The organism is Sporosarcina sp. resist (genome assembly GCF_014302295.1).
Lineage (GTDB): Bacteria > Bacillota > Bacilli > Bacillales_A > Planococcaceae > Sporosarcina > Sporosarcina psychrophila.
In genome coordinates this window covers 4,201,411-4,225,314 of record NZ_CP060287.1, presented here as the reverse complement: position 1 = coordinate 4,225,314, position 23,904 = coordinate 4,201,411, and the positions used below count along the sequence as shown (strand labels likewise).

At 39.0% G+C, this 23,904-nt stretch carries 24 protein-coding genes; 15 read left to right on the top strand and 9 right to left on the bottom strand.

Annotated elements, in window-relative coordinates; translation table 11 throughout:
* Positions 1–12: 12 nt before the first annotated feature.
* The 5 genes from H7992_RS20345 (at position 13) to H7992_RS20325 (ending at position 6,389) form a co-directional block, all read left to right on the top strand.
* The gene (locus H7992_RS20345) at positions 13–1,497 is read left to right on the top strand and encodes an aldehyde dehydrogenase family protein (protein ID WP_187045800.1); all 1,485 of its coding nucleotides are present in this window, start codon (positions 13–15) and stop codon (positions 1,495–1,497) included.
* A 91-nt stretch (positions 1,498–1,588) separates the two neighbouring features.
* Entirely contained in the window at positions 1,589–3,070 is a 1,482-nt protein-coding gene (locus H7992_RS20340) for a sodium:solute symporter family protein (protein WP_187045799.1), read from the top strand.
* A gap of 666 nt (positions 3,071–3,736) precedes the next feature.
* Positions 3,737–4,819 carry an NAD/NADP-dependent octopine/nopaline dehydrogenase family protein gene (locus H7992_RS20335; protein WP_187045798.1) on the top strand — a complete coding sequence of 361 codons (1,083 nt, stop codon included), beginning with the start codon at positions 3,737–3,739 and terminating at the stop codon, positions 4,817–4,819.
* Positions 4,820–5,156: 337 nt separating this feature from the next.
* Positions 5,157–5,666: a MepB family protein gene (locus tag H7992_RS20330; RefSeq protein ID WP_187045797.1), complete on the top strand. Its 510-nt coding sequence runs from the start codon at positions 5,157–5,159 to the stop codon at positions 5,664–5,666.
* Positions 5,667–5,732: 66 nt separating this feature from the next.
* A complete protein-coding gene (locus H7992_RS20325; RefSeq protein WP_187045796.1) occupies positions 5,733–6,389 on the top strand; it encodes a Type 1 glutamine amidotransferase-like domain-containing protein in 657 nt (218 codons plus the stop codon).
* A gap of 387 nt (positions 6,390–6,776) precedes the next feature.
* Here H7992_RS20325 and H7992_RS20320 read toward each other — a convergent pair whose 3' ends face one another.
* Positions 6,777–7,259, bottom strand: coding sequence for a sigma-70 family RNA polymerase sigma factor (locus H7992_RS20320; protein WP_187045795.1), 483 nt, complete (start codon positions 7,257–7,259; stop codon positions 6,777–6,779).
* Positions 7,260–7,511: 252 nt separating this feature from the next.
* Between H7992_RS20320 and H7992_RS20315 the strand changes: the two genes are divergently transcribed.
* A complete protein-coding gene (locus H7992_RS20315) occupies positions 7,512–8,012 on the top strand; it encodes a competence protein ComK (RefSeq protein ID WP_255428718.1) in 501 nt (166 codons plus the stop codon).
* Between the two features lie 614 nt (positions 8,013–8,626).
* On the opposite strand, the gene H7992_RS20310 is transcribed toward H7992_RS20315, so the two are convergent.
* The 6 genes from H7992_RS20310 to H7992_RS20285 all read right to left on the bottom strand — a co-directional run bounded on the left by H7992_RS20310 (position 8,627) and on the right by H7992_RS20285 (position 11,819).
* A complete protein-coding gene (locus tag H7992_RS20310; RefSeq protein ID WP_187045793.1) occupies positions 8,627–9,415 on the bottom strand; it encodes a helix-turn-helix domain-containing protein in 789 nt (262 codons plus the stop codon).
* A 572-nt stretch (positions 9,416–9,987) separates the two neighbouring features.
* The gene (locus tag H7992_RS20305) at positions 9,988–10,605 is read right to left on the bottom strand and encodes a peptidoglycan DD-metalloendopeptidase family protein (RefSeq protein WP_187045792.1); all 618 of its coding nucleotides are present in this window, start codon (positions 10,603–10,605) and stop codon (positions 9,988–9,990) included.
* 101 nt (positions 10,606–10,706) lie between these two features.
* Complete coding sequence (locus H7992_RS20300) at positions 10,707–10,835, bottom strand: YvrJ family protein (RefSeq protein ID WP_082786727.1); 129 nt, start codon at positions 10,833–10,835, stop codon at positions 10,707–10,709.
* A gap of 76 nt (positions 10,836–10,911) precedes the next feature.
* A complete protein-coding gene (locus tag H7992_RS20295) occupies positions 10,912–11,130 on the bottom strand; it encodes a DUF2922 domain-containing protein (protein WP_187045791.1) in 219 nt (72 codons plus the stop codon).
* Between the two features lie 33 nt (positions 11,131–11,163).
* Positions 11,164–11,385: a DUF1659 domain-containing protein gene (locus H7992_RS20290; RefSeq protein WP_187045790.1), complete on the bottom strand. Its 222-nt coding sequence runs from the start codon at positions 11,383–11,385 to the stop codon at positions 11,164–11,166.
* A gap of 254 nt (positions 11,386–11,639) precedes the next feature.
* Complete coding sequence (locus H7992_RS20285) at positions 11,640–11,819, bottom strand: hypothetical protein (protein WP_187045789.1); 180 nt, start codon at positions 11,817–11,819, stop codon at positions 11,640–11,642.
* A gap of 624 nt (positions 11,820–12,443) precedes the next feature.
* Between H7992_RS20285 and H7992_RS20280 the strand changes: the two genes are divergently transcribed.
* Both H7992_RS20280 and H7992_RS20275 read left to right on the top strand, forming a co-directional pair.
* Positions 12,444–12,626, top strand: coding sequence for a hypothetical protein (locus H7992_RS20280; RefSeq protein WP_187045788.1), 183 nt, complete (start codon positions 12,444–12,446; stop codon positions 12,624–12,626).
* The gene (locus tag H7992_RS20275; RefSeq protein WP_187045787.1) at positions 12,619–14,046 is read left to right on the top strand and encodes an amidase; all 1,428 of its coding nucleotides are present in this window, start codon (positions 12,619–12,621) and stop codon (positions 14,044–14,046) included. Before H7992_RS20280 ends, H7992_RS20275 begins: the two co-directional genes overlap by 8 nt.
* 73 nt (positions 14,047–14,119) lie before the next feature.
* Here H7992_RS20275 and H7992_RS20270 read toward each other — a convergent pair whose 3' ends face one another.
* Positions 14,120–14,236 carry a YvrJ family protein gene (locus H7992_RS20270; RefSeq protein ID WP_370570012.1) on the bottom strand — a complete coding sequence of 39 codons (117 nt, stop codon included), beginning with the start codon at positions 14,234–14,236 and terminating at the stop codon, positions 14,120–14,122.
* A gap of 228 nt (positions 14,237–14,464) precedes the next feature.
* On the opposite strand from H7992_RS20270, the gene H7992_RS20265 reads away from it, so the two are divergent.
* From H7992_RS20265 to H7992_RS20245, 5 genes are all read left to right on the top strand, one after another.
* On the top strand, positions 14,465–14,935 hold the full coding sequence (locus H7992_RS20265) for a peptide-methionine (S)-S-oxide reductase (RefSeq protein WP_187045785.1): 471 nt from the start codon (positions 14,465–14,467) through the stop codon (positions 14,933–14,935).
* Positions 14,936–15,601: 666 nt separating this feature from the next.
* Positions 15,602–15,871: a hypothetical protein gene (locus H7992_RS20260; RefSeq protein ID WP_187045784.1), complete on the top strand. Its 270-nt coding sequence runs from the start codon at positions 15,602–15,604 to the stop codon at positions 15,869–15,871.
* A 495-nt stretch (positions 15,872–16,366) separates the two neighbouring features.
* Positions 16,367–17,668, top strand: coding sequence for a helix-turn-helix domain-containing protein (locus H7992_RS20255; protein ID WP_255428500.1), 1,302 nt, complete (start codon positions 16,367–16,369; stop codon positions 17,666–17,668).
* 147 nt (positions 17,669–17,815) lie between these two features.
* Positions 17,816–18,994: a M20 family metallopeptidase gene (locus H7992_RS20250; protein ID WP_187045783.1), complete on the top strand. Its 1,179-nt coding sequence runs from the start codon at positions 17,816–17,818 to the stop codon at positions 18,992–18,994.
* Between the two features lie 32 nt (positions 18,995–19,026).
* On the top strand, positions 19,027–20,439 hold the full coding sequence (locus H7992_RS20245; RefSeq protein WP_255428499.1) for a YfcC family protein: 1,413 nt from the start codon (positions 19,027–19,029) through the stop codon (positions 20,437–20,439).
* A 232-nt stretch (positions 20,440–20,671) separates the two neighbouring features.
* On the opposite strand, the gene H7992_RS20240 is transcribed toward H7992_RS20245, so the two are convergent.
* Positions 20,672–21,112, bottom strand: coding sequence for a hypothetical protein (locus tag H7992_RS20240; protein WP_187045782.1), 441 nt, complete (start codon positions 21,110–21,112; stop codon positions 20,672–20,674).
* A 630-nt stretch (positions 21,113–21,742) separates the two neighbouring features.
* On the opposite strand from H7992_RS20240, the gene H7992_RS20235 reads away from it, so the two are divergent.
* Positions 21,743–22,468, top strand: coding sequence for a DUF421 domain-containing protein (locus H7992_RS20235; protein ID WP_187045781.1), 726 nt, complete (start codon positions 21,743–21,745; stop codon positions 22,466–22,468).
* A gap of 646 nt (positions 22,469–23,114) precedes the next feature.
* Positions 23,115–23,903 (top strand): ABC transporter ATP-binding protein, encoded by a 789-nt coding sequence (locus H7992_RS20230; RefSeq protein ID WP_067212792.1) that lies wholly within the window; start codon positions 23,115–23,117, stop codon positions 23,901–23,903.
* Position 23,904 lies beyond the last annotated feature (1 nt).

Here is a 23,904-nt window from a genome sequence, read left to right as displayed (position 1 = left end):
GGGGAGATTCACTTGAATTCAGTACAAACTATACAGATTTCTCAAGTCGTATCGGATTTTCTGAAAGAAGAAAAAAAGCTATTTATAAATGGGGAATTTGTTTCGTCTTCGAATAACAAAACATTTCCAACGCTGAATCCTGCAAATAATGAAGTGTTGACGGAAGTACATGAAGCTTCGGATGAAGATATAGAAGATGCTGTTCATGCAGCAAGAGAGGCGTTTGAAAATGGTCCATGGTCAACGATGACACCACTTGAACGTGGTGACTTACTTTATAAACTTGCTAACCTTATTGAAGAACATCAACAATATATTGCAGAAATTGATAGTTTGGATAATGGTAAACCAGTTTCAGAAGTCTTGGAAAATGATCTCCCAAATGCCATCGGACAATTTAAATACTTCAGTGGATGGGCGAGTAAGTTGGTTGGTCAACACATCCCAGTTAATGGTAATTACTTGAATTATACTCGCCATGAACCTGTTGGCGTTGTTGGACAAATCATCCCTTGGAATTTCCCTTTCATGATGGCTGCTTGGAAACTCGCACCTGCCCTTTCCACGGGTTGCACAGTAATCTTAAAACCAGCAGAGCAGACTCCATTGTCAGCACTTTACTTGGCGAAATTAGTTCAAGAAGCTGGATTTCCTAAAGGTGTGATAAACATTGTAAATGGACATGGTGAAACGACAGGAACTGCTCTTGTGAAGCACCCATTGGTTAATAAAATCGCATTCACAGGTTCTACAGTAGTAGGGAAGATTATTATGAAGGAAGCAGCCAATACGATGAAGCGAGTTACTCTTGAACTTGGCGGAAAATCACCGAACATTATATTGGAAGATGCCAATGTAGAAAAGGCTGCGAAAGGTGTATTTGCTGGAATTATGTACAATCAAGGCGAAGTATGTAGTGCTGGATCAAGAGCTTATGTTCACTCAAGCATTTATGATGAGTTTGTGGAAAAACTAGTCAATCTTACGAAGGAAGTAAAGCTTGGAAGTGGATTGCAATCTGGCGTTACTATGGGATCCCTTGTTTCGCAAGAACAAAAGGACCGGGTAATGGATTACATTGAAGTTGGAAAGTCGGAAGGGGCTAAGCTCGTTTGTGGGGGAGGAGCTTCAGAGCAAGGATGTTTTGTAGAACCAACAATTTTCGCAGACGTCGAAGATGATATGAGAGTTTCTAGGGAAGAAATATTCGGACCAGTGTTAGTCATCTCAAAATTCGATACAGAACGCGAAGCTGTCGAGCGTGCCAATGATTCTGCATTTGGGCTAGGAGCGGGGATTTGGACAGAAAATATTACGAAAGCACATAACATCGCAAATAAGCTGAAATCCGGATCTGTTTGGATTAATTGCTACAATGCTACTGACCCGGCATCTCCTTTCGGTGGATTTAAAAATTCAGGCTTCGGTAGAGAAATGGGATCATATGCATTAGAGAATTACACTGAAGTCAAAAGTATATGGGTTAGTTTGGATTGAAATTAATAAAAGACTTGTAACTACAGCCTTAAAAGCTAGTGAAATTTCTTTTTACTAGCTTTTTTTATACAAAATAATAGGGGTGAGAGTAATGGTTGTGAAATATATAATGGTTTTCCTGTTATTGGGTGTCCTCATTATGGTCTCTCTCGGTACTCTACGGAAAATGAAAAGCTACCAAGATTATAATCTAGCAGGCAGGAACACGGGGCTTTTTGCACTTACCGCAACATTAGTAGCAGCAGAGTTTAACACGGCTACGTTAATAGGGGGTGCTTCGGTAGCTTTCCTATTTGGAACAGTTGGGTTGTGGTATACATCTTTAATATTCATCGTAGTATTTCTAGTTTATGCTTTTACTGTATCTAAGAAATACAGGAGACTGAACATTTCAACTATACCGCAGTATTTTGATAAGCGTTTTAAGAATGAAAAAGGAAGCGAAGTTATTCGTTTTCTAAGTGCGATAATTACATTGTTTTATACTTGGTTAGCGCCAGCTTCCTATTTAGCTGGTCTTACTGTAATCGGAAGCGTACTATTAGGTGTAAATCCTATAATATTCTCCGTAGTTCTTGTCGTAATTTGTTTATTGCTGAGTGTTACGGGTGGACTTATGACTGCAATTGGAATTGATGTTGTTGCTTTCATTCTCATTCTAATAGGCATACCAGCAATTTTGTTTATTGGTTATAATGCAGCTGGAGGATTCGGCAACTTATCACAAGTATTTGAGCCTAAATTGCTCTCTTTGGCTCCTGTGTGGGACACTGATGTTAATTTTGCAACTGCAATGACCTGGGGCCTGCAAATTACCTTCCTTTATATCGCTGCGCCCTGGTATGGGCAACGGATTTTCTCAGCTAAGAGTGAAAGCGTAGCTTATAAAGCAATGTTGCTAAACACTTTCTTCATTGTCGCTCTTTATGGAATAGTTGTACTTGCAACTATGCTTTCAAAAGTCGTATTCCCAAATCTCGCTTATCCGGAGCAAGCCCTACCTCTTCTGATTAACGAATATGCGAATCCGTTTCTGCAAGGTTTCCTACTTGTAACTCTCCTGATGGTGGGAATTAGTACAATGGTTGCTGTCTGGAATTCAGCAGTATCAATTATTGTAAACGATATTGTGAGTCGATATTGGGCGAAAAATAAGGGTGATAGGTATATGATCCGTATTTCACGACTCTTCCTTTTCTTACTCGCCATTTCAACATTGGCCTTAGGCATTATGTTTATAGGAAATATCCAACACTCACTTCTATTCCTATCTACATTTACAGGCATGGTGGCAATTCCGATATTGATGTCCCTATATTGGAAGAAATACAATAGCGTTGGCGCTATATCATCAATGGCTGTAGGATTAATATATTGCACCTTGGGCATATTACTTAATTTCCCGATGTATTACATCAGCCCAATCGGTGTAGTACTAGCGGTAATTGCTGGGGGTATAGCTACACTTGCGACAGCAAATGACTCAAGATACAGATCGAACAATGAAGAGTTTTTCAAGATAGTAGAAAGTAAAGAAACGATAGTAGAAGATGTACAACATGTCACCGAATAGCGGTTATTCATTGTGAAATTGAGGGCAATAAACTAAATTGCGGAACGATTGTTTGAAATTCTTAAGATTAAAAAGCGAAAAAGCGATGCCTGTGCACCGCATAATTCAGACGCTAGTCAGACAATTTAAAAAGTAAATAAAAGGAGTGCTCTGGCCGAAACATGGCTGGAGTTTTTTGAAATCCAATTTTCCACTGCCTTTAATCTCAGGTACCCGTGGTTGATTTGGTTTGCCACCTATATTTCAATAATTCACTACAATTACATATTTATAAGACGTTGATTAGGTATTTACTACAATATCTAATATTATATGAATTTTTATACAACCGCATGAATTGCTAGTTGTTGTTTGTTGAACTGGTACCAAATTTCAAATAGAAATTGCGAAAGGCGATCATTCATGAAGAATGATCGCCTTTTTCTGATAACCTTTGACAGCATCAGAGTGCATTTTATTGGAATTTAAGCATAACACTATTCAGTTTGTTCTGTCAATGATGAATTAATTTTAGGTACCGATTTTTAACTTTCACACGTCTTCTTATTTTTGGAATAAATGAAAAATAATAAAAACAGTGGTATAGTAATAGTCAAGGAGGAAACTTCTGGAAGATAAACATTTGAAGAGTTGCATAGAATTGATCAAATTACTGGAGGGATTTTTATGAGAATCACAGTTGTAGGAGCAGGACATGGTGGAACAACAATCGCTGCTGATTTAAAACGTAAGGGTCATCTAGTCACTTTGTTAAAGACTTCAAAGAGTTTGCATAACGAAAATTTTGATTACCTAACGAATAATAAAGGTCAAATCACCATTGTGGATGGCAAGGAAGAAAATACCGTATCTCTAGATGTAGTGACGACGGATGTTGAGGCGGCAATCAAAAATGCTGAAATAATTATCATTTATGTACAAACGAATTACCATGAACAAGTTATTAAACGTATATTACCTTTCATGAATGAAGACCAAATCGTGTTGCTGGAGCCGGGCTATTTATCGACAGCTTATTTCTTGAAACATGAAAAGAAAAAGCGCTTTACAATTGTTGAAGCACAAAGCTCACCAATTGACTGTAGAATTATTGAACCTGGTAAAGTGAAGATATTGTTTAAAAATGTTAGAAATCCGATTGCGATCTATACGGAAAAAGATAAAGCAGTTATTCAGGAAAAGTTAAATACGCTACACTATCATTTTGTTTACCTCGAATCAGTCATCGAAGCTGCTCTCCACAACCCCAATTTAATTGTCCATACGATCGGAGGAATTATGAGTATTCCTCGAATTGAATATACTGAAGGCGACTATTGGATGTACAAAGAAGTGTTCACACCCCACGTCTGGAATATGGTAGAAAGCCTCGATAAAGAAAAAATGGATGTGCTGGAGAAAGTAGGATTGGAACGATTGTCTTACGTGGAAGCCTGCAAATTCCGTAACTTTGAAAATCAAACAATTGATGCGAAAGAAGCATTTTTAACATATGCTAAAAACAGTTCACCAGAAGGTCCATTTGTAGCGGATTCAAGATTTATAACAGAAGACGTTCCCGAAGGTCTCGTATTGCTGGAATCATTGGGGCTGATGTTAGACGTCGAAACGCCTACATGCACAGGTTTAATTAACATCGCGTCTGCTGCTCTTGCTACGGATTTTAGAGAGAATGCGAGGACTGTCGAATTACTTGGTAAAGAAAACTTGGAGAAGATAATCGGTACTCTTGCTGTTTCATTAGGTTGAAAAGCGATGCCTGTGCACCAAAGGAGTCCTCTGGCCGAAACATGGCTGGAGTTTTTTTATTTTCAATCCAAATTTCCCACCACCTGTTGTTGTGTTGGCGATGTAATCGAACTTTTTTTCTGGGTTCGGTGTTGCACTTCAAGCCCTAGCAGTACTACTACAAACTCCTGAAAAAATAGTTTCAGTGCTCAATGATTACGGCCTCATATTTTCTAGATGATTAATGTGAAAAACATACATTATTGATATACTTGTTGTACTAATTTAACTGATTTTCAATAAGAACTGTATTCAACAAACGGACCGCCATTTAGGTAAAGGTTTTAGGAGTGAAGAAATGAACAACTTTTATACAGCATTAACCTATGTAAGTAAAATCATTTATGAGCCCAATCACTTAACTGTAAAGTCGATACAAGAAGAAAAACAAAATTTTAAGTATGGTGCGGGTACATTTGAATTATCTTCTAGAACAGTTCGATTCAGAGTTGCGAATAGTACGCCTGCCAAAGTAGGGCAGTTTGTTGCATTTTGGGAAAAAGATGAAAAAAATAAAAATCAAGCCTATTCATATGCAAAAGCACCGGATTTGTTAGTGATTACTACCTTTAAAAATGAAAATGAATTCGGGCAGTTTATTTTTCCGAAAGAAATTCTTTTCAAGCAGAACATTCTTAGGTCCAGTTCAACAATGGGGAAAATGGCAATAAGAATCTATCCTAGCTGGGATAGTCCAACAAGTAAACAAGCGATGAAAACTCAAGAATGGCAGTTACCCTATTTTGTTGATATGAGTAACTCGAATAACTTAGCTATAGAGAAAATACTAGAACTATATTCTTTGTAATTCTCTGCAATCAAAATGGGTAACGCAGTAAATTAATGTTATTTATACTTTGCTACGGGGGTACTTATGAAAACTCACTATTATTTAGGTTGGTTTAGCAATTTCTTCCCAAAGAATCTGGGTAGGGTGTTACAGGAGGATATAACTGATAGAAAATCGCTTGCTATGATTAGCTCGAATCCATCTATTTTTGAAGATGATGGTGCTACAGAACGCTCGTGGCTTGACCAGGCTGACATTATGTTTGATGAATATCATTTAATCAATTATCGCGTACAGAAGGAAGATGCCCAAACGATAATTCAAAATGCTTCAGTGATTTTCTTATTGGGTGGGAATATTCTTAATCAAAATCGTTTTTTGACGGACTATGAATTATCGGATTCGATTAAAAAAAGCAACGCTGTTGTGATGGGAGCAAGCGCTGGAGCAATCAACATGTCCGCTAAATGGTTATGCTCGAAAAACTTTGGAGATGAAGTTGAAATGAGCTCTGTTTACGACGGAATCGGTCTTGACAATTTTTCCGTCCTGTCTCATTTTGATCTTGAAAATAACATGGCGCTGGTTCAAAGCGAACTATCTCCCTTATCGGAAGAAATGAATATTTATGCGTCTAACAAGGATTGCGCTCTACGTATAAAGGGAGACAAAATCGACATTTTTGGCAATGTATACTTAATTTCTCACTCAGAGATTCAGAAATTGGATGAGACGTTCTAGTTGAAAAGCAATGTCTGTGGACCAAAGGAGTCCTCTGGCCGAAATATGGCTGGAGTTTTTTTTATTTTCAATCCAATTTCCCACCACCTGCTGTTGTGTTGGCGATGTAATCGAACTTATTTCTGGGTTCGGTGTTGCACTTCAAGTCCTAGCAGCACTGTAACGATATTCAATCATTACTGCAAAATGTATGGAGTCGAGTTATCTGTACTAATTTCATATCCGGGATTGAAGTATTAACACTTCAATCCCGGATAAATTGGGAAGCCGTTTTCCAAATGAAACAGCAGCCCCTCGAGTCGCTTCAGTCTTGCCGAAAAGGCAAAGTCCGCCTTTCTCGTCAAGCCTTCCAGCGCTTTTCGGGACTAAACGGCGCCTTCCGCTTTTCTAGGTCAATACACGTCTCAATTTCGCCAGTGATCGGTATCTTCGTTTCCTAACCCCTTCAACCGTAATTCCAATTCGTTCAGCACATTCTGTAAGCGTATACCCTTCGATGAATAGCCATTGCACAAGTTCCCGCTCGGCGGGGGATAACACGTCTAGTGCATCCGCAAGTCTATTTAGCGCTTCATGCTGGTCAGCGATTTCCGGCACCATTATATACGCCAAGGACTCGTCTTCCATCAACGTGATATTCTTTTCAAATACGTTTTCCTTTTTTAATTCATCGAGCATGCCACCTCGTATGCTTCGATAAGCAAATGGCATGAAACTCCCTTTCGCTTCGTCAAAGCGGCTCCATGCTTGCCATAATGCGACTCTTCCTGCCTGCCTGAAACTGTCATGGTTGCGGTGAATATTCAATTTGCGAATAGATGCAGAAATCATCGGTTCATACTGCTCCAAAACATCTTCAAAAGTCATCATTTGTGCGGCCTTCCAGACCGTGCACGGTGCTTTGTATTCCCGGGTGACTACATCGTAGTGCATTTGAAATAGGGAATCCAATGGGCGTTCATGACGTTTGGCGCACCATACGTGATGAATAGGTAGCGAAAAATGACATTTGACGCACAGAAATTACAATATTCATCATATTCGGATAAAACAGCTTGAATATTTATGGGTAAATGTTATCATACATTTATAACGGGTTAAAAGGAGGATGTTGATTTGCGGATGTGTGATTCTTTTTTAATTAATCGAACAGTATTGGCAGTTAAAGCATTTTTCATGGGGGGAAATAAAAGTAAAATTATTACAACACATGGTATTTATTACTCTGTGTTAACACCGCTGGAACTACTCAATAAGGCGTGCATTAATTATTCTTCAACTTGGCAAGGACGTACAGATGTTGCTACGGTTTTGTTGAATTATTCAAAGAAACCGCCGTTCATTATCGAACCTAATAAAATTGGTGTATTTCCGACAAAATCATCAAAAAGTCCGGATTGTGTCTTTATTTTTAATCATCACATCAGCGTTCACGAAGTGGCGAAAGGCCAATCAGTGATAACGTTTATGGCAGGGATTTCCGTTACCGTAAAAGTCTCGAAAAACACCATACTAAAGCAATATCAACGCCTCCACACGCTGATGAGCGTAAGCAACTTGAGGCATCAGGAAAAGGAGTTATATGATAGGGAAAATGGTTTCGATGATAGAATTGTATGGTGATTGGTGAGGATCCATCATTTAGGTAGTTATGCGTGCTGTTAGTTAGTCAATTCATTACAATTGCATACTTATGAACTGGAGAATAGGTATGTATCTATTCTCTTTTATTTTATTAACAATGGATTGAACGGTCATAACCCGTGGATCCAACAAAAGCTCGGGGTTGTCCAACTAACATGGCCGAGTGTCTAACGAAAGCCGCAAAGTGTCCAACCAAGAGGGAGGTTTCCAACCAACTCTTCGAAGTGTCCAACGAAAGCTTTGGGTTGTCCAACTAACATGGCCGAGTGTCTAACGAAAGCCGTAAAGTGTCCAACAAAAGCCCGTAGATGCCAACTATCCGCATCCTGTTCTAACCAACCTCCTCAGATTTCCGAAGGACTATGATTTTGTTAGTGAAATTGACAGCCACGTAGAGAAAACTCGTTTGCGACTAGTATTTTTCTTTAAGTTCTTGTTAGATGTTAGGAGACAGTTAGTCGCCAGTTGCTCGTCAGCAAATGTGCTTGTTACCGTCTCATCTAACCCTCGTCAAACTTCGCATTTTGCAAAGGATATGGGACTATTTTATGCTGCTAATCGGTCTGTTGGAAACGCGAATCTAGTACTTTATTTCATCGGCAGAAAAATCCCTCAACTGGCACGTCATAATCCATAAAAGCCTCGCTGAATAAAGCCTTGCCGATGAGTTCGCGCAAAACACCTGAATAATAGCCGGGCAGATTCCGGACTTTTTTCTGTTTGGTTGTTTGAACCGCAATACGAAGGGCATGCATGGCTAATTGCTCGAACAGTTCTCCTTTGTCTTCGTGAATACTAAATTTCAGCATTTGCAGGGACTGTTTCCGGTAGACGCCGTAAAAATTACGTGCTAATTTACTTTCTCCGATTGTTGAAGAAAGAAGAGATTTCATTTTACCGAAAAGTGTAGTAGGCACAATTTCCGAAGGAGACGTTCTTTTAAGGTCTTTAGGTTTTATCGCTTTAGAAAGAGAAGCTTCGGTTTGTAGATTAGCGGGTTCAACCTTACTGCTAGAAGGCTTTTCGTCATTCTCTGGGGTGTTCAATTTCGACTGGTCATTAGTAGGTTTAATGACATAAATGTTAGCGCCTAGACCGCTCATGACTGGGCGGATATAGTGAATACGTTCGATAATTTCAAGCTTTTCTAATTTGCGAATGGCGCGTCGTACAGTTGCGTTGGATTTCTTGATAGCCTTTTCGATTGTTTCGTGTTTCAAATGTGCAGCACCGTATTTAACGGAGTAGCGACGGATCATATCAAGAACAGCCCGCTCTGTTTGGTTCATGTCGTTCCAGTTCGTGAGTACGTGTTGCCTTGTTGCTGCGTCTAAATCGTGTTTGTTTGTGAAGTGTGCGTATTCCGTTAGGTAAGTTGTCATAAAGAATATCCCCTTTATTCTTTATATAGAAGGGAATTGAGATTTAGGGGACAATGTTGTGAAAAAAGTTTTTATGATTTTTTTAGAAGATGGCAAGCGCATTAAATGAAAAAATCCAGTGAGAGGGAATGGAGCATACTACCGCGTTGGCGGATACTACGTAGTACAATTTCTAAGAAGTTCGTACAAATTTAAAGTTCTATATGAAAGGGCTTTGTTCTTTTCGAAAACGCGTATATTAGAGTAGGACCAAACGGAGTAGTAAAGATACTTGAATAGTTTTTTAGGTACGTTGTACGTGAAGGTATTCAGAACATACAAGGAAGTCTCCAACAAAGCCCGGAAACTGTCCAACCAACTTCGCAAAGTCTCCAACCAACTCAGGAAAGTGTCCAACAAACAGGGAGGTTTCCAATAAACTCTTCGAAGTGTCCAACGAAAGCCTAGAGCTGTCCAACGAACTCGGCCAAGAGTCCAACGAAAACCTCAAAGAGTCCAACAAACTAGTCCTAGACTCACTCGAAAAAGCCCAATTGCTCATAAAAATGAGCAATTGGGCTTTTTCATACTTATTATACCTCGGCACCAATGACCACATTATCTTTCGCCACTTTAGCAAGTGCAGCTGTCGTCAACTTCCCTGGAATTCCGTCTACAACAAGTCCAAAAGCCTTTTGAAACGACTGAACCGCGGACTTTGTAGCAGGCCCGTTTAGTCCATCCACAGCAATCTTGTAACCAATTTTGACGAGCAAGCTTTGTATTTCTTTTACTTCATGATCGACAACATAATATAACGGATCAACCGCATTCGTAAACTTGTTGTTCCAACGACCAATGTGGACCTCGAAATGAAGATGGATCCCTGTACTTTTTCCAGTCGTACCTTTCACGCCGATACGTTCGCCCTGTTCGACAATTTGCCCGACTTTCACACCGATAGAATGTAGATGTGCATACACGGTTTCAAACGTCTTTCCACCGATTGCATGGACAATCATAACCGTGTTGCCATAACCATTTGTAGACTTAGAAAAAGTAACTTTCCCAGCAGCTGCTGCAACGATCGTATTGTTTGAAGAAGTATTTCCGTAATCCACACCCCAATGCATCGTTCGCAAATGCGTAATCGGATGGATGCGGTAACCGAAAGGAGACGTGACACGACCCTCGCATGGTTTAATAAACATTAACTCCCTCCTTTCTCCAAATTAAGTTCAACTAGTACCCAGCAACGCAACGCGAGCGAGTAGTCCTACTGAAATTTCCATTGATGGGAGATGATTAAAGATCACTGCATTTTTAATGAAACCAACACATCATGAATCGCAACGAGTTTTGTTTCGAGCCGGTGCAAAAGATAGAATGATACGAATATCGGGAAACCGACTTCCTGTATGAGACTCATCCATTGTTCCATCTCGTTTCCTCCTCTCTAAATACATAAAAAAACCGGTCCCCAGTCCGAAAACTGGTGAACCGGTCGTTGCTGCTTGTTAGCCGTTTACAAGTTCTGTTACATTGCGCTCTATAACCCGAGCGCTAACAACTGTTGCGAGTGGAGCGCCGTTTACTTCGAATACATTCGCAGCGATGATCTCCTGCATCGCCGCTTCGATGCTTTGCGGCGTCAAATCTGCGCGGGGTTCATCCACCGTCAAACTCACCCTTTTCCCGCTTGCTGTGTTGAAGTTCAATTGTAGTGTTTTAGCCATTTTTTATCCCTCCTTTTCCCATTACTTTATTGGTTAGTCAATCAAACTCGATGTTTCGACGATATCCGCTCCGATGAACAACAAAGTTGAGAGCCGACCAAGTTGCTCCAGCGCTTTGTACAAGTCCTCAGCTGGTGCATTTTCTTTGATATAGCGGTACGTCTTCGATTTACGGATGATCTTTCCGTCCTCTGTCAAACCACCGTCGAAGAAAACGCGGCCCGCCGCGTGTTGAAATTCGATTGTTGCAGCCATGTAATCACCTCCTTTCACCCTCTATATAGAGTGATAGGGAAGGAAAGGGGACATTGTTTGTAAGTATTTTTACAGCTATGCAACGCTAGTGGGTACCGATTTTTTAGGAATGGAAAAGAACTCTATACTTAGAGTCCCTTTTCTTTCACCGGTTTACCTCAACGTATATTCAATTCAACCACAATTTTTTGTGCCATTTTACCATTATGCAGCTTCCCGAACACAGTACGCACAGGTAAATTGTAACCGATTTTTTAGCTTCTCCATTGGTGACAGGGGGAGTCTTTAACGCTCCATTCCACTTCAATATGGTATTCATCGGGAAGTTGTTGTCCCGTCTCGTCGTCGAAGAAAATGCCCACCCCAGGTTCAACCTTTACATCCATAACTTTACCGACTGCCATTAATCCTTGTTGATTCACATATGCCAACATGATATCTCCACAGAACTGCCTTGCAGGTTACGCGGCCCGTTTTCATAACCATAAATGGCTACTACATTTCTGTTGAACATTTTCTCGTTGGACCCCTGGATGATGCTTTTCGTTCGTGTTGAAAATCCAGAGTCTTTTCCATGTGCTCGAGGAGACAACAGAATCGGGAGTATCTTGGAGGCCTTTAATTTCCAACGGAGGATAATTTGAATGCAATTTATGATTTAACTTTTGATTTTAGCTTTTTATAATATACTCAAATGTAGCATCGAATAGAAAGGTAGCTTTAGCCAGAGTTAACCGAAGAAAAATACAATTATAGGATACGGAAAATGAGTCTCAGCCATATGAGTAGGTCAATGGCTGAGTTTTTTAATGTTTTCATTTCTATCCGAGAATCATAGTGCTAATACAGTTAATAATTTGAATAATTTGATATCTGAATTGGTTTAATGTACACTATATTTGCTATGTGAAATTTTGATTATATGTTGGTGGTGATAGTTTTCTAGTTGAAGATCTTTTTGTTCGTTGTTGAACTGTAGGTATTCGTTCTAATTTTTGCGTTTAATTTTGTACCGATTGTAATAGTTTTAATAAAATACTAATTGGAGTGATTTATTAATGACAGTGTCAATTCGGGAACTATTTGCTGCAAAAGGGTTGGAAATACCAGAAGGTGACTACAAAGTGGTGGAGTCACGGTGGGAAGCGATTGAAAAACTGAAAGAACAACTAACAGATCTGCCACTAGAAAGCTATGACATTTCATTACGCAATATTACAGGAGGTGACCAAGTTGAGTAAAGATCTCATCTCTCTTTCAATAGAAGAATTGGCACCACTTATTGAGAAAAAGGAAGTTTCTCCGGTTGAACTGACAGACGCAGTATTGAATCAAGCTGATGCGCTAAATGACAAGAACAATGCATATATCACCATTACATACGAAAGTGCGAAAGAGTCTGCTAAAAAAGCAGAGAGCGAGATTGCTAACGGAAATTACCGCGGCAAGCTTCACGGGATTCCGATGGGTATTAAAGATAATATTTACTTCAAAGATGAAGTGACGACGATGGCATCGAAAATCCACAGTGATTTCGTTTCGGATTACGATGCGACTGTCATCGAAAACCTTAGAGAGTCCGGTGTCATTTTTACCGGTAAGCTTAATATGCACGAATATGCTTGGGGCATCACCAATAATAACCCCCACTTCGGTCCGGCGCGTAATCCATGGGATTTGGATAGGATTCCAGGGGGATCGAGCGGAGGCTCGGGAGTGGCAATCGCCTCCAATATGAGTATTGGGACGTTAGGGACAGATACTGCCGGTTCAATTCGAATTCCATCATCGGCTTGTGGTATTGTCGGACTGAAACCGACTCATGGATTGGTGAGTAAATATGGATGTTGGCCGCTTGCCTGGTCTTTGGATCATATTGGTCCGATGACGAAGACAGTGACGGATGCGGCGGCAATGCTCGAAGTGCTCGCGGGGTATGATAGCAAAGATCCGACTTCCGTAAATGTCCCGACGATGAAATACACAGAAAAGTTAACGGGGGATGTCAAGGATTTGGTTATCGGTGTCAATGAGGATTATTTCTTCAAGGATGTCGATTCGAATGTGGAGAAATTGGTGCGTGAAGGTATCCAGGCATTGGTCGACCAAGGGGCCAAAGTGGAGGTCGTATCCATCCCTTCATTGAAATATGCTGAGTATGCGGAATTGATCACTTCGTTATCTGAAGCAAGTACGATCCATCATAAGAACTTGCAAAAACGCCCGAATGACTTTGGAGAGGATATCAGGTATCTATTTGAACTTGGTGAAATCCCTTCGGCAGTTGACTATTTACAAGCCCAACAAATCAGAAGGATGATTAAGCTCGACTTCCAAAAAGCGTTTGAAAAAGTGGATGTGCTTATCTCACCGACATTGCCATTGATCGTACCGAATATTGGCGATGACACAGTTGCGATTAACGGTAATAATGTTGATCTGATAGAAAATATTATTAGATTCACAGGTCCCGGCAACTTGACGGGCCTTCCAGCACTAACAATTCCATGTGGATTGGTTGGAGGAATGCCAGCTGGGATGCAAATTATGGGACCAGCATTCAGGGAGGATCTCGTCTTGAATGTTGCCTATACATTTGAGAAGACGAATCCATTAAAAGGTGCCCGTCCTCAAACGCTTGTAACGGCAACTAGTAAGTAATTTATGAAGATAAGACATGTGCGCATGTCTTATCTTTTTTGTTGCGCATATACCTGTGAATGTTTTTTAAAATTCATTTCATTTTCAATGTTAGTAAAACATTATGTATCGCAACAAGTTTAGTTTCAAGCTGGTGCAAAAGATAGATTGATACGAATATCGGAAAACTGAGTTCCTGTATGAGACTCATCCATTTTTTCATCCAGTTATTTCCTCTTTTCACATATGAAAAAAGGTCCCCATTTCGAAAACTGGTGAACCGCCTTCATTGATTAAAATGCTGAACGGTAAACTTTCTGCAATTAGGTGGTCACTTGGTGATGAATGGGATATGTTAGATACATGAAATAGTTCCAGATAAGCTAAGCTTGAAGAAAATCAAAAAGTACATTTTGATTTTAAGGAGAGGAGAGTCAATATGGAAGTAGTGTATTTTGCAGGTGGATGCTTATGGGGAGTACAAGCTTTTATAAAAACGTTACCCGGAGTTACGTTTACAGAAGCAGGAAGAGCTAATGGAACAAGTCATACACTTGAGGGTGATTATGATGGGTACGCTGAATGTGTAAAAACAGGGTTTGATCCGACAGTTGTAACGATCAGGGAATTAATGGGGTATTTATTTGAAATCATTGATCCATACAGTTTGAATAAACAAGGACAGGATGTTGGCGAGAAATACAGAACAGGCGTATATAGTGAAAAGCCCGAACACTTAAATGAGGCGAAGGCGTTTCTTAGTAAGAGTAATGATTATGACCTCATAGTTGTTGAAGTATTACCTCTTACAAACTATGTGAGAAGTGCAGAGGAACATCAAGATAGGTTAGCTAGATGTCCAAATGATTATTGTCATATTCCAGAAGAATTATTAAGTAGGTATAAGTAAGGGAGCATATTAATTTCAGGTACTGTGGCGACATTTTGACTACTCGCTACAATTACATATTTATAAGGCGTGGATTAGGTATTTACTATAATATCTAATCTTTTTTTGCTTGTTTATACAATTTCGCGAATTGTTTTTTGGTACACAGGTAGCATTCGCTACAAAAAAAGAACTCTTTATGGATCCATGACGTCTTTTGCTTAGACGAACGATGCTTTCATACTCTATATAGACAAACCATTCGAAAAAGGATATAACGTGATGAAATTTACTTTTTCTTCACGATGGTAATGATTACGACCATAAGAACGAACCACTTCTGCCATGTTTTTTACCAGCGATTGCCGCTAGACTTACCAATCAGTTTACCAATGGGGAACGATAAGAAAGTGTAAATTTACAACGTTAAGGATTTTGAATGATAAACAAGCCAAACCCCTCTAATCTTCGTGCAATTATGTGAATTGTACACTATTGTTTATTGCACCCACACAATTAGTAGGCAAATATAAGCAATAACTATTTATTTATTCTGAATTTATGATACTATAGACTTATAAGAAGCGCGTGCATTAGTTTCTGAAATATGTCCGAGTAATTCAACATAAGACTAACTTGCTGCACTTGAATATGGTGTTTATTAAAATGGGAAGTGGGGTTATATGGATGAAGAGAGCTTTTATTATATTGGGTAACAATAAAGACACACAGGAATTGATTGATAATCTGAGAAAGAGGGATAGTGGGACGATTACGATCGTTGATGAAGAACTTGGAAATGGGCTATCTAGAAGAGGTGATCTTACCTATGTGAATTGGACTTATATAGAAAGCGTCAAGGACATGAATCTCCCATTCGTCTATTACCACCACATACCACCAACGCATCGTAGGGATGGACGGAAGTGGAGACGGAGTTTAAGTAGTGTAGGGTGAATTTCGGATACCTGCGCGAAACCATTCCGACTACTCACTACGATTACATATTTATGACCGGGTGATTAGATAGGTAGCTGATAATGTAATCTCTATATGTTTTTTATACAATTGGGGGAATTAGTTGTTTTTTGTTGCACAGACACTATACTTCAGCACCAAGGACCTTTATTGATGACAGGCATTTGGAAATTGATTTCTTTAAATACTCAACATATAATAGAGTAAGAGATGAATAATATAAAAAAGTGGCTAAAGGTTCGGTAAAATAATGGCTGATCCTCCGCTTTAAATAAGAAGTAACTGTCAAACCTTACCACAGGGACGGTTTGACAGTTACTTCTTTTTTGTTTGGAAAAAGGTGCCTAACTAGCTTCCTGAGTATGTAATTACTATGCAATTCATCGGTTACTATAAGATATATTCATACTTATTGTATGAACATAGTGAAAAAAGCAAGTTCTCCTCACTCATCTAGAAAGGTGGTTCAGAACTTTGAAGAAAATTCGAATAGGCTTGTTTGGTGCGGAGGATTCCCTTGAAATTATGGAATCTGTCATTTCTCAGTACCCTGAATTCAGTTGTATCTCTATTACCTACTGGCATGATGAGGAAATTCCAGAAAAACTGACTGCGAATATGTGGGATGTCGATATGTGGCTTTTTTCTGGGCAAATTCCTTATGGCTATGCCAAGAAATGGTCTGGATCCTCACAGCCGATGTTTTATGTCCCTTCTTCTGGATCTAGCTTGTATAAAACTTTGTTGCATATCGCATATCAACAAAAGATCGCATTCAACCAACTAAGCTTCGATACGTTCGAACCTTCTGTGCTAGAACGAGTTTTCTTAGAATCTGAGATAGATTTTCAACCCGTATATTTAAAACACTATGAAGAAGAGATTCCTACGGATGAAGTGGTGAAGTATCACTATGATTTATGGAAAGAAGGAAAGACACTGGCTGCTGTCACTTGTCTGAAAAATGCTCAACATGAACTGATAAAGCTTGGCGTGCCTGCATTTCGGGTCCTTCCGGCACAATCCGCAATCGTGTCTACGTTGGCACTTATTCGCCAGACATATGAAACTATGCACTTTAAGGATTCTCAAATCGCAGTACAAATGATTGAGTTTGACTCCTTTTCCAGCTTAACAAAGGATACTTTTTCAACAGATGAAATCCATAAAATCGAAATCAAAATGACAGAAAAGCTACTCGTATATACTAAAAAAATAAATGGTTCACTTAAATCTGCCGGACCAGGTCGTTATATAATATTTACAACGCGCGGACCGTTAGATGAAATTACTAAAGATTTCACAGTAATTCCAGATCCGACAGTTCTTCAGCTAACCGGGGATGATGCTGTCACTTGTGGGATTGGAATTGGACAAACTGCCTATGAAGCAGAGATCAATGCTGGGATTGCTTTACTACATGCAAATGATCATGACAAGGGATCATGGATGGTCGTTTTTGACGGCAAAACGATTACTGGCCCATTAGGACAACCTGAACAGATTATCTATGGGATTGCCCCGGAAAAATTACAATTATTAAGCCAGCAAACCTCACTTAGCGTCGTCACTTTAAGTAAACTAGAATCTATCTTAAGGAAAATCGGGAAATCGGAAATTAGCGCCCATGATCTTGCCCAATATATGAATATTTTGCCGCGCAGCGCACGCAGAATTTTGACAGAGTTAGAGGCAAAAGGATTGGCCCAAATAGTCGCTGAAGAAACTCTACACCCAAGAGGAAGACCGAGAAAAATTTATAAAATCATGTTATGACAAGATGCCTTTTATCTTGTCTTTTTTTACTTTTATTGAAGTTAGAAAATTAACGCTAGACTGAACTACCAAACTTAATATATAATAATGGCTACAACCGTTAATAGTCCGAAATTATAAATTAAATGGATAGTAGGAGGTTATTAATTGAAAAATACTAAATTCAGTCATCTGATTGATGAAGTTCAGGATGAAGTAATTAGTTGGAGGAGATATCTTCATGAATATCCTGAGTTGTCCTTTCAGGAGGAAAAAACATCCCAGTTTATTTATGAAACCCTGCAGTCCTGCGGTAATCTAGAAATTTCACGTCCTACAAAAACTAGTGTAATGGCACGTCTAATTGGGGCTCGGCGTGGTAAAGTTTTAGCAATTCGAGCGGATATCGATGCCTTGCCAATCCAAGAAGAAAATTCACTGCCGTTTTCGTCCAAAAATGCTGGTGTCATGCATGCTTGTGGTCATGATGGCCATACAGCTATCCTACTAGGAACAGCTAAAATTCTATCCTCTCTGCAGGATCAAATTAAAGGTGAAGTCCGATTCTTATTTCAGCATGGCGAAGAACTAGCTCCGGGTGGTGCTCAAGAAATGGTACGTGAGGGTGTGATGGATGGGGTCGACATGGTTATTGGAACTCATCTTTGGTCCCCCCTCGAGACAGGACAAATTGGGGTTGCGTCTGGCCCAGTGATGGCATCACCAGATACATTTTCAATCACGATTACCGGTCGGGGAGGACACGCCGGTCTTCCACATCAAACCGTCGATGCGATTGTCATTGGGGCTCAAGTCGTTAGCAACTTGCAGCATATTGTCTCTCGAAATATGGATCCATTGGACAGCGTAGTCCTTTCTATCACCAAGTTCGCAAGTGGTTCAGCCATGAATATCATTCCAGATTCTGTTGAAATGGGTGGAACAGTTCGTATTTTCAGCACTGAACATCGCATAATTATCCGTGAATTGATGGAACGAATAATAAAAGGAATAACTGAAGCGCATGGTGCCTCCTATCTTCTTACCTATAATGATGGGGTTGATCCAGTCATAAACGATGAGAAAGTATCCCGTGTAATCGAAGAGACTGTGCTTGAATTATGGGGAACCCAAGCGCTAACACAGATGAAACCGAATATGGGCGGTGAGGATTTCTCTGCTTTTCTGAAGAAGGCACCAGGCACATTCTTCTTTACAGGATCGGGTAATAGCGGTTTAGCCACTGATTATCCACATCATCATCCTCGTTTTAATATTGATGAAAGCGCTTTATCTGACGGGATGAATATGTTTGTTCACGCAACGTTTAAGTTACTTGATTACTAGTTAGTACAGCACTACACAAATGGAGGGATAATATGACGGACTCAAGAACTACTGACAATAAGAAAGTAAAAAGAAAGTGGGAAATGCCTGACACTTACGTTATTCTTTTTTTAGTGTTGTTGCTTGCTGTTATCGCAACTTACATTACACCAGCGGGATCATTTGATCGTGAAGAAGTGAATGGCATTGAGAGGGTAATTCCGAACACCTATAGCGAAGTAGAAAACAATTCCGCTGGATTAATGGATATTTTTCTAGCATTGCAATCTGGAATGGTTCAATCCGGCAGCCTTATTTTTCTTGTTCTGTTTGCGGGAGGAGCATTTGAGGTAATTGAACGTTCCGGAGCAATTAAGGGGGGGATTTTAAGGGCGGTCAATAAAACACAAGGCAAAGAATTTTGGCTCATCGCTATTATTTCCCTTTTGTTTGCACTAGGAGGAGCAGTTGGAGCAGTTGCCAATTCGGTCATTCCATTTGTGGCAATCGGTATTATTATCGCGAGAGCGCTTCGGCTTGATGCAATTGTTGCAGTCGCCATTACTTTTGGGGCTACATTTGCAGGTTTCAATGTGGGGTTTTTAAATCCCTATACGGTTGGAATTGCCCAATCTATTGCTGGCCTTCCTTTATTTTCAGGAATGACGCTTCGTATCATCACATTTATCGTTATTGTTGGCATAACCATTTTTTATACATGGAGATATGCAAAGAAAATTTTGGACGATCCATCAAAAAGCCTGATTGGAATACTGGAATATTCCGATGATTCTAAAGGTGAGTTGATAGCTCCCTTTACTGTCCGCCACAAACTTATTTTAAGTTTTGTAGGCTTGGCATTACTATTCTTCGTCTTCGCAACCATTCAATTTAAATGGAGCATCGATCATATGGCGGCGTTCTTTATTATTATCGGGCTTGTTTCGGGAATAATTGGGGGCATGAACTATAATAAAATTGCGCATGTATTTTTGGAAGGATGTCAAAAGCTAGTGTATGGTGCGTTGATTATTGGCGTAGCAAGGGCAATCCTCATTATAATGGAGAATGCACAAATTTTAGATACAGCTGTAAATGTGCTTGCCATACCATTGGAAACGCTACCACCTGTTTTAGCTGCACTTGGCATGTTCGTGGCCAATGCTGCTCTTAATTTCCTAGTTCCTTCAGGTAGCGGCCAAGCAATGATTGCGATGCCTATTTTATCGCCATTGGCAGATATGGTTGGTGTCACTCGACAGGTTGCCGTACAAGCATTCCAATTTGGAGATGGTTTTACAAACAGTATTTTCCCTACATCTGGAACATTAATGGCCAGCCTAGCTGTGGCGGGAGTGTCATGGATTAAATGGGCGAAGTGGATGTTTCCCCTCTTTTTAATTTGGTGTGCAATAGCAGTAGTTATGCTAGTTGTAGGCGTACTCATTGGATGGGGACCATTCTAAATTTGATAAATTCAGATACATATTCATTGGTAAGTTCAGAATATATACTGCGGTTTTATAATAATACAAACAAAATCAGCTTTATGGATGTCTGGCTATCTTGTAAATTTATTTAGTTGAATAAATATGAGTCATTGTTTGATGCAGGTACAGCCCTTCACGAACAATGATCATAATAAAAGGTCCAATCCAGAATTCGTATCTGGATTGGACCTTTATAATGTATATTCTTTCACGCTAGCAAAATATGAATTTCCTTCATCGAATGGCTGCTATCATGTTCAGACAGTTCATGAATAATCCAATTCTTCGACAGCATTTGTTTCAGGACAGGATAAATGTCTTCATCAATATTTAGGTATGAAACGCCTTTATCTGTAAGTTGAAAGTCCCGTTCTTTGATTTTATCGAACTTCATTTCCAACAAGTTTTGCAGCCCATTCATCGTAATAAACTTCACGGTATAGCCATCAAATAGTATAGAGGCGAAGGCCTTTGGATCCTGTTCATATAGATTGAGAAGTCCTGTGAAATCAAAGTTGGGTTTCACTTTTTCCCATGGGCTGATATCTTGTAGCCCAATCTGATTAAGCAATTCATCATTAGATACCCCATTGCTACGAAGCGTTTCAATCAGATAAGCATCCATCAATGTGATTTTGTTGATTTCCATTCGGAGCCCTCCTAATTAGGTGCAGATAATGTATAGGAAATATGTGGATGACTGAGCCACTCCCTTAATTATAGATGAGTGCCTGGTTTATTATCAACAGCGAATGTAAAGAAGAAAGGTATCCACAGGAGTTAATATTAGTAGATTCTATTTAATGATGTTTTGGAAATACCTTTCGCTTCGCTGGTAAGATGCCTATAGCCCGTCCAACATCAGGTTATATATACTTAATCACCATTCAATGCATTTCACTAGTTTTGCAGTTCTCGCTTACACCACTAGGCGGGACGGAAGGGGGGCGTAGTTGACTATACTTTAGAATAAACTATTTATTGGACCTTAAGACTTTGCCTTGGGATCAATGATCATTGCAAAGCCCTTAGAAAGTGTCCAACCAATCTCGAAAAATATTCAACCAATCCTAAAAGTAACTCTGGAGTTAAATCAGAGTTACTTTTTTAAATAGAATAGTTGATGAAATTTCAGGTACCTATTTTCAATTCTAATAGAGGTTAACTTTCGGTAAAAATTGGGGAATGAGGTTATATTCAATAGCTGAATTGGAAAGAGTGATAGTGATCGTGATTTTTAATTATCTGAACTAGAGAAACCTGGGAAAGTGGTGTCAAGATGTTGGAATTTATGAAGGATATGCTCCTTATATTAGGAAGAATAGTGACTATTATACCGTTGTTATTGTTTACCACACTATTTATGGGGAAACGTGCCATTGGTGAATTGCCGGTATTTGACTTTTTAATCGTCATAATATTAGGGGCACTTGTTGGAGCTGATATTGCTGAACCTGATATTAAACATTTACCGACTGCTTTTGCTATCATTGCGATTGGCGTTTTTCAAAGGATTGTTACGAGATGGAAAATATCTAATCGTAAAATAGGCAGATTACTAACATTTGAACCAACCGTTGTTCTTCAAAATGGAAAATTTGTAAATGAAAACTTAAAGAAAATTCGTTATTCTATTGATAATATCCTTCAAATGCTTAGAGAAAAAGATGTATTTGATATTAACGAAGTAGAAACAGCAATTATTGAAGCAAACGGGGCATTAAGTGTATTAAAAAAACAACAAAAGAATTCGGTGACGCTAGAAGATATGAATATCATAAAACCAACGTCTACGATTTCCTTTCCTGTTATCGTAGAAGGAACACTTTACACAGACGTGTTAAGAGATGTTAATTTAGATGAAGCATGGCTACAACAAGAATTAGACAATCAAGGAGTTAATGAGCTAAAGGATGTTTTTTTTGCCTCTATCAATCGCAATCGTGAACTGCATATTTCTTTAAAAAATGAAAAGAACTTAGCTATTCCGACTATAAAACACTGAGTGTCAGGTAGCTGCGCGCGAAACTAATCAGTTTGAATGTCAGGTACCTAAGCATGGGGTTATTCGGACAATTAACTACAGTTACATATTTATAAGGCGGTGATTAGATATTTACTTCAATATCTAATCTCCTTGGCGTTTTTATACAATTATGTGAATTGTTAGTCGTTGTTTGTTGCACAGGTACCGATTTTTTTCCCAAAAGAGCGTAAGAATCGCTTTTGATTGTCAATAAGATTGGTTATCTTCCAATTGAGGCAGAAGATGCGAGGCTGTTTTTCAACTTATTGATATGTGATATGAAAAGAAGAGTATGATCCTGACGGCAAATGTACATGGGAAGTATTCTTTCAGGAAGCAAACGGAATTTTAGTCCGGGTTTTACGTCACACGACTATTGTTTAAATAGCTTGATGTTTATATGGATTGGAGGATCATTTAATGAAGAAAAACAAGTGATTTTGTACAAATATACATAGTTATTTTGGTGGTTATGCCTACTTATTGCTGAGAAATCAGCGGGAAAAATACTAAAATTTTGTCTTCCAAAGTTGTCCTTGACAAATAATTTGAAAAAGGTCATAATTTAAACGCAGGCTCTAGTTGATAACGATTATCATTTTCGTTTAGGAGGTAATAATAGTAAATGAGAATGAAGGTTAGTAACGTTGAAGTTGGTTACGACAAAAAAGTAATTGTTAACGGCTTAACAATTGAGATTCCTGATGGGAAGATTACCACAATTATAGGGTCAAATGGATGTGGAAAATCTACATTATTAAAAGCAATGACAAGAATTATTCCTTATCAAAAAGGACAAGTTTTGCTTGATGGAGCTGATATACAGAAGCGGAATACAAAAGAAATGGCAAAAGAACTATCAATACTACCACAAACGCAAGATAGTGCAGTTGGACTCTTAGTTGAAGAATTGGTCTCTTATGGACGTTTTCCATATCAATCAGGTTTTGGAAACTTGAAAAAAGAAGATAAGAAAATAATTGAGTGGGCAATGAAATCTACAAACGTTTATGAATTTAAAGATGACTTAGTAGATGAACTTTCAGGAGGACAAAAACAACGCGTTTGGATTGCGATGGCTCTGGCACAAAATACAGACATAATTTTTTTAGATGAGCCTACAACATATTTAGACATGGCACACCAACTCGAAGTGTTAAAACTGTTACAAAAGTTAAATGTACAAGAAAATCGAACAATTGTTATGGTGTTACATGATTTAAATCATGCGGCAAGATTTTCACATTTTATGATTGCTCTTGAAAATGGATCTTTAATAAAATCTGGAACGCCAGAAGAAGTGATGACACCAGAAGTTTTACATAAAGTCTTCGATATTGATGCTGTAATTTGTAAAGACCCTCGTTCAAACAAACCAATGTGTATTACATATGATCTTATAAAAGGAGAATAAC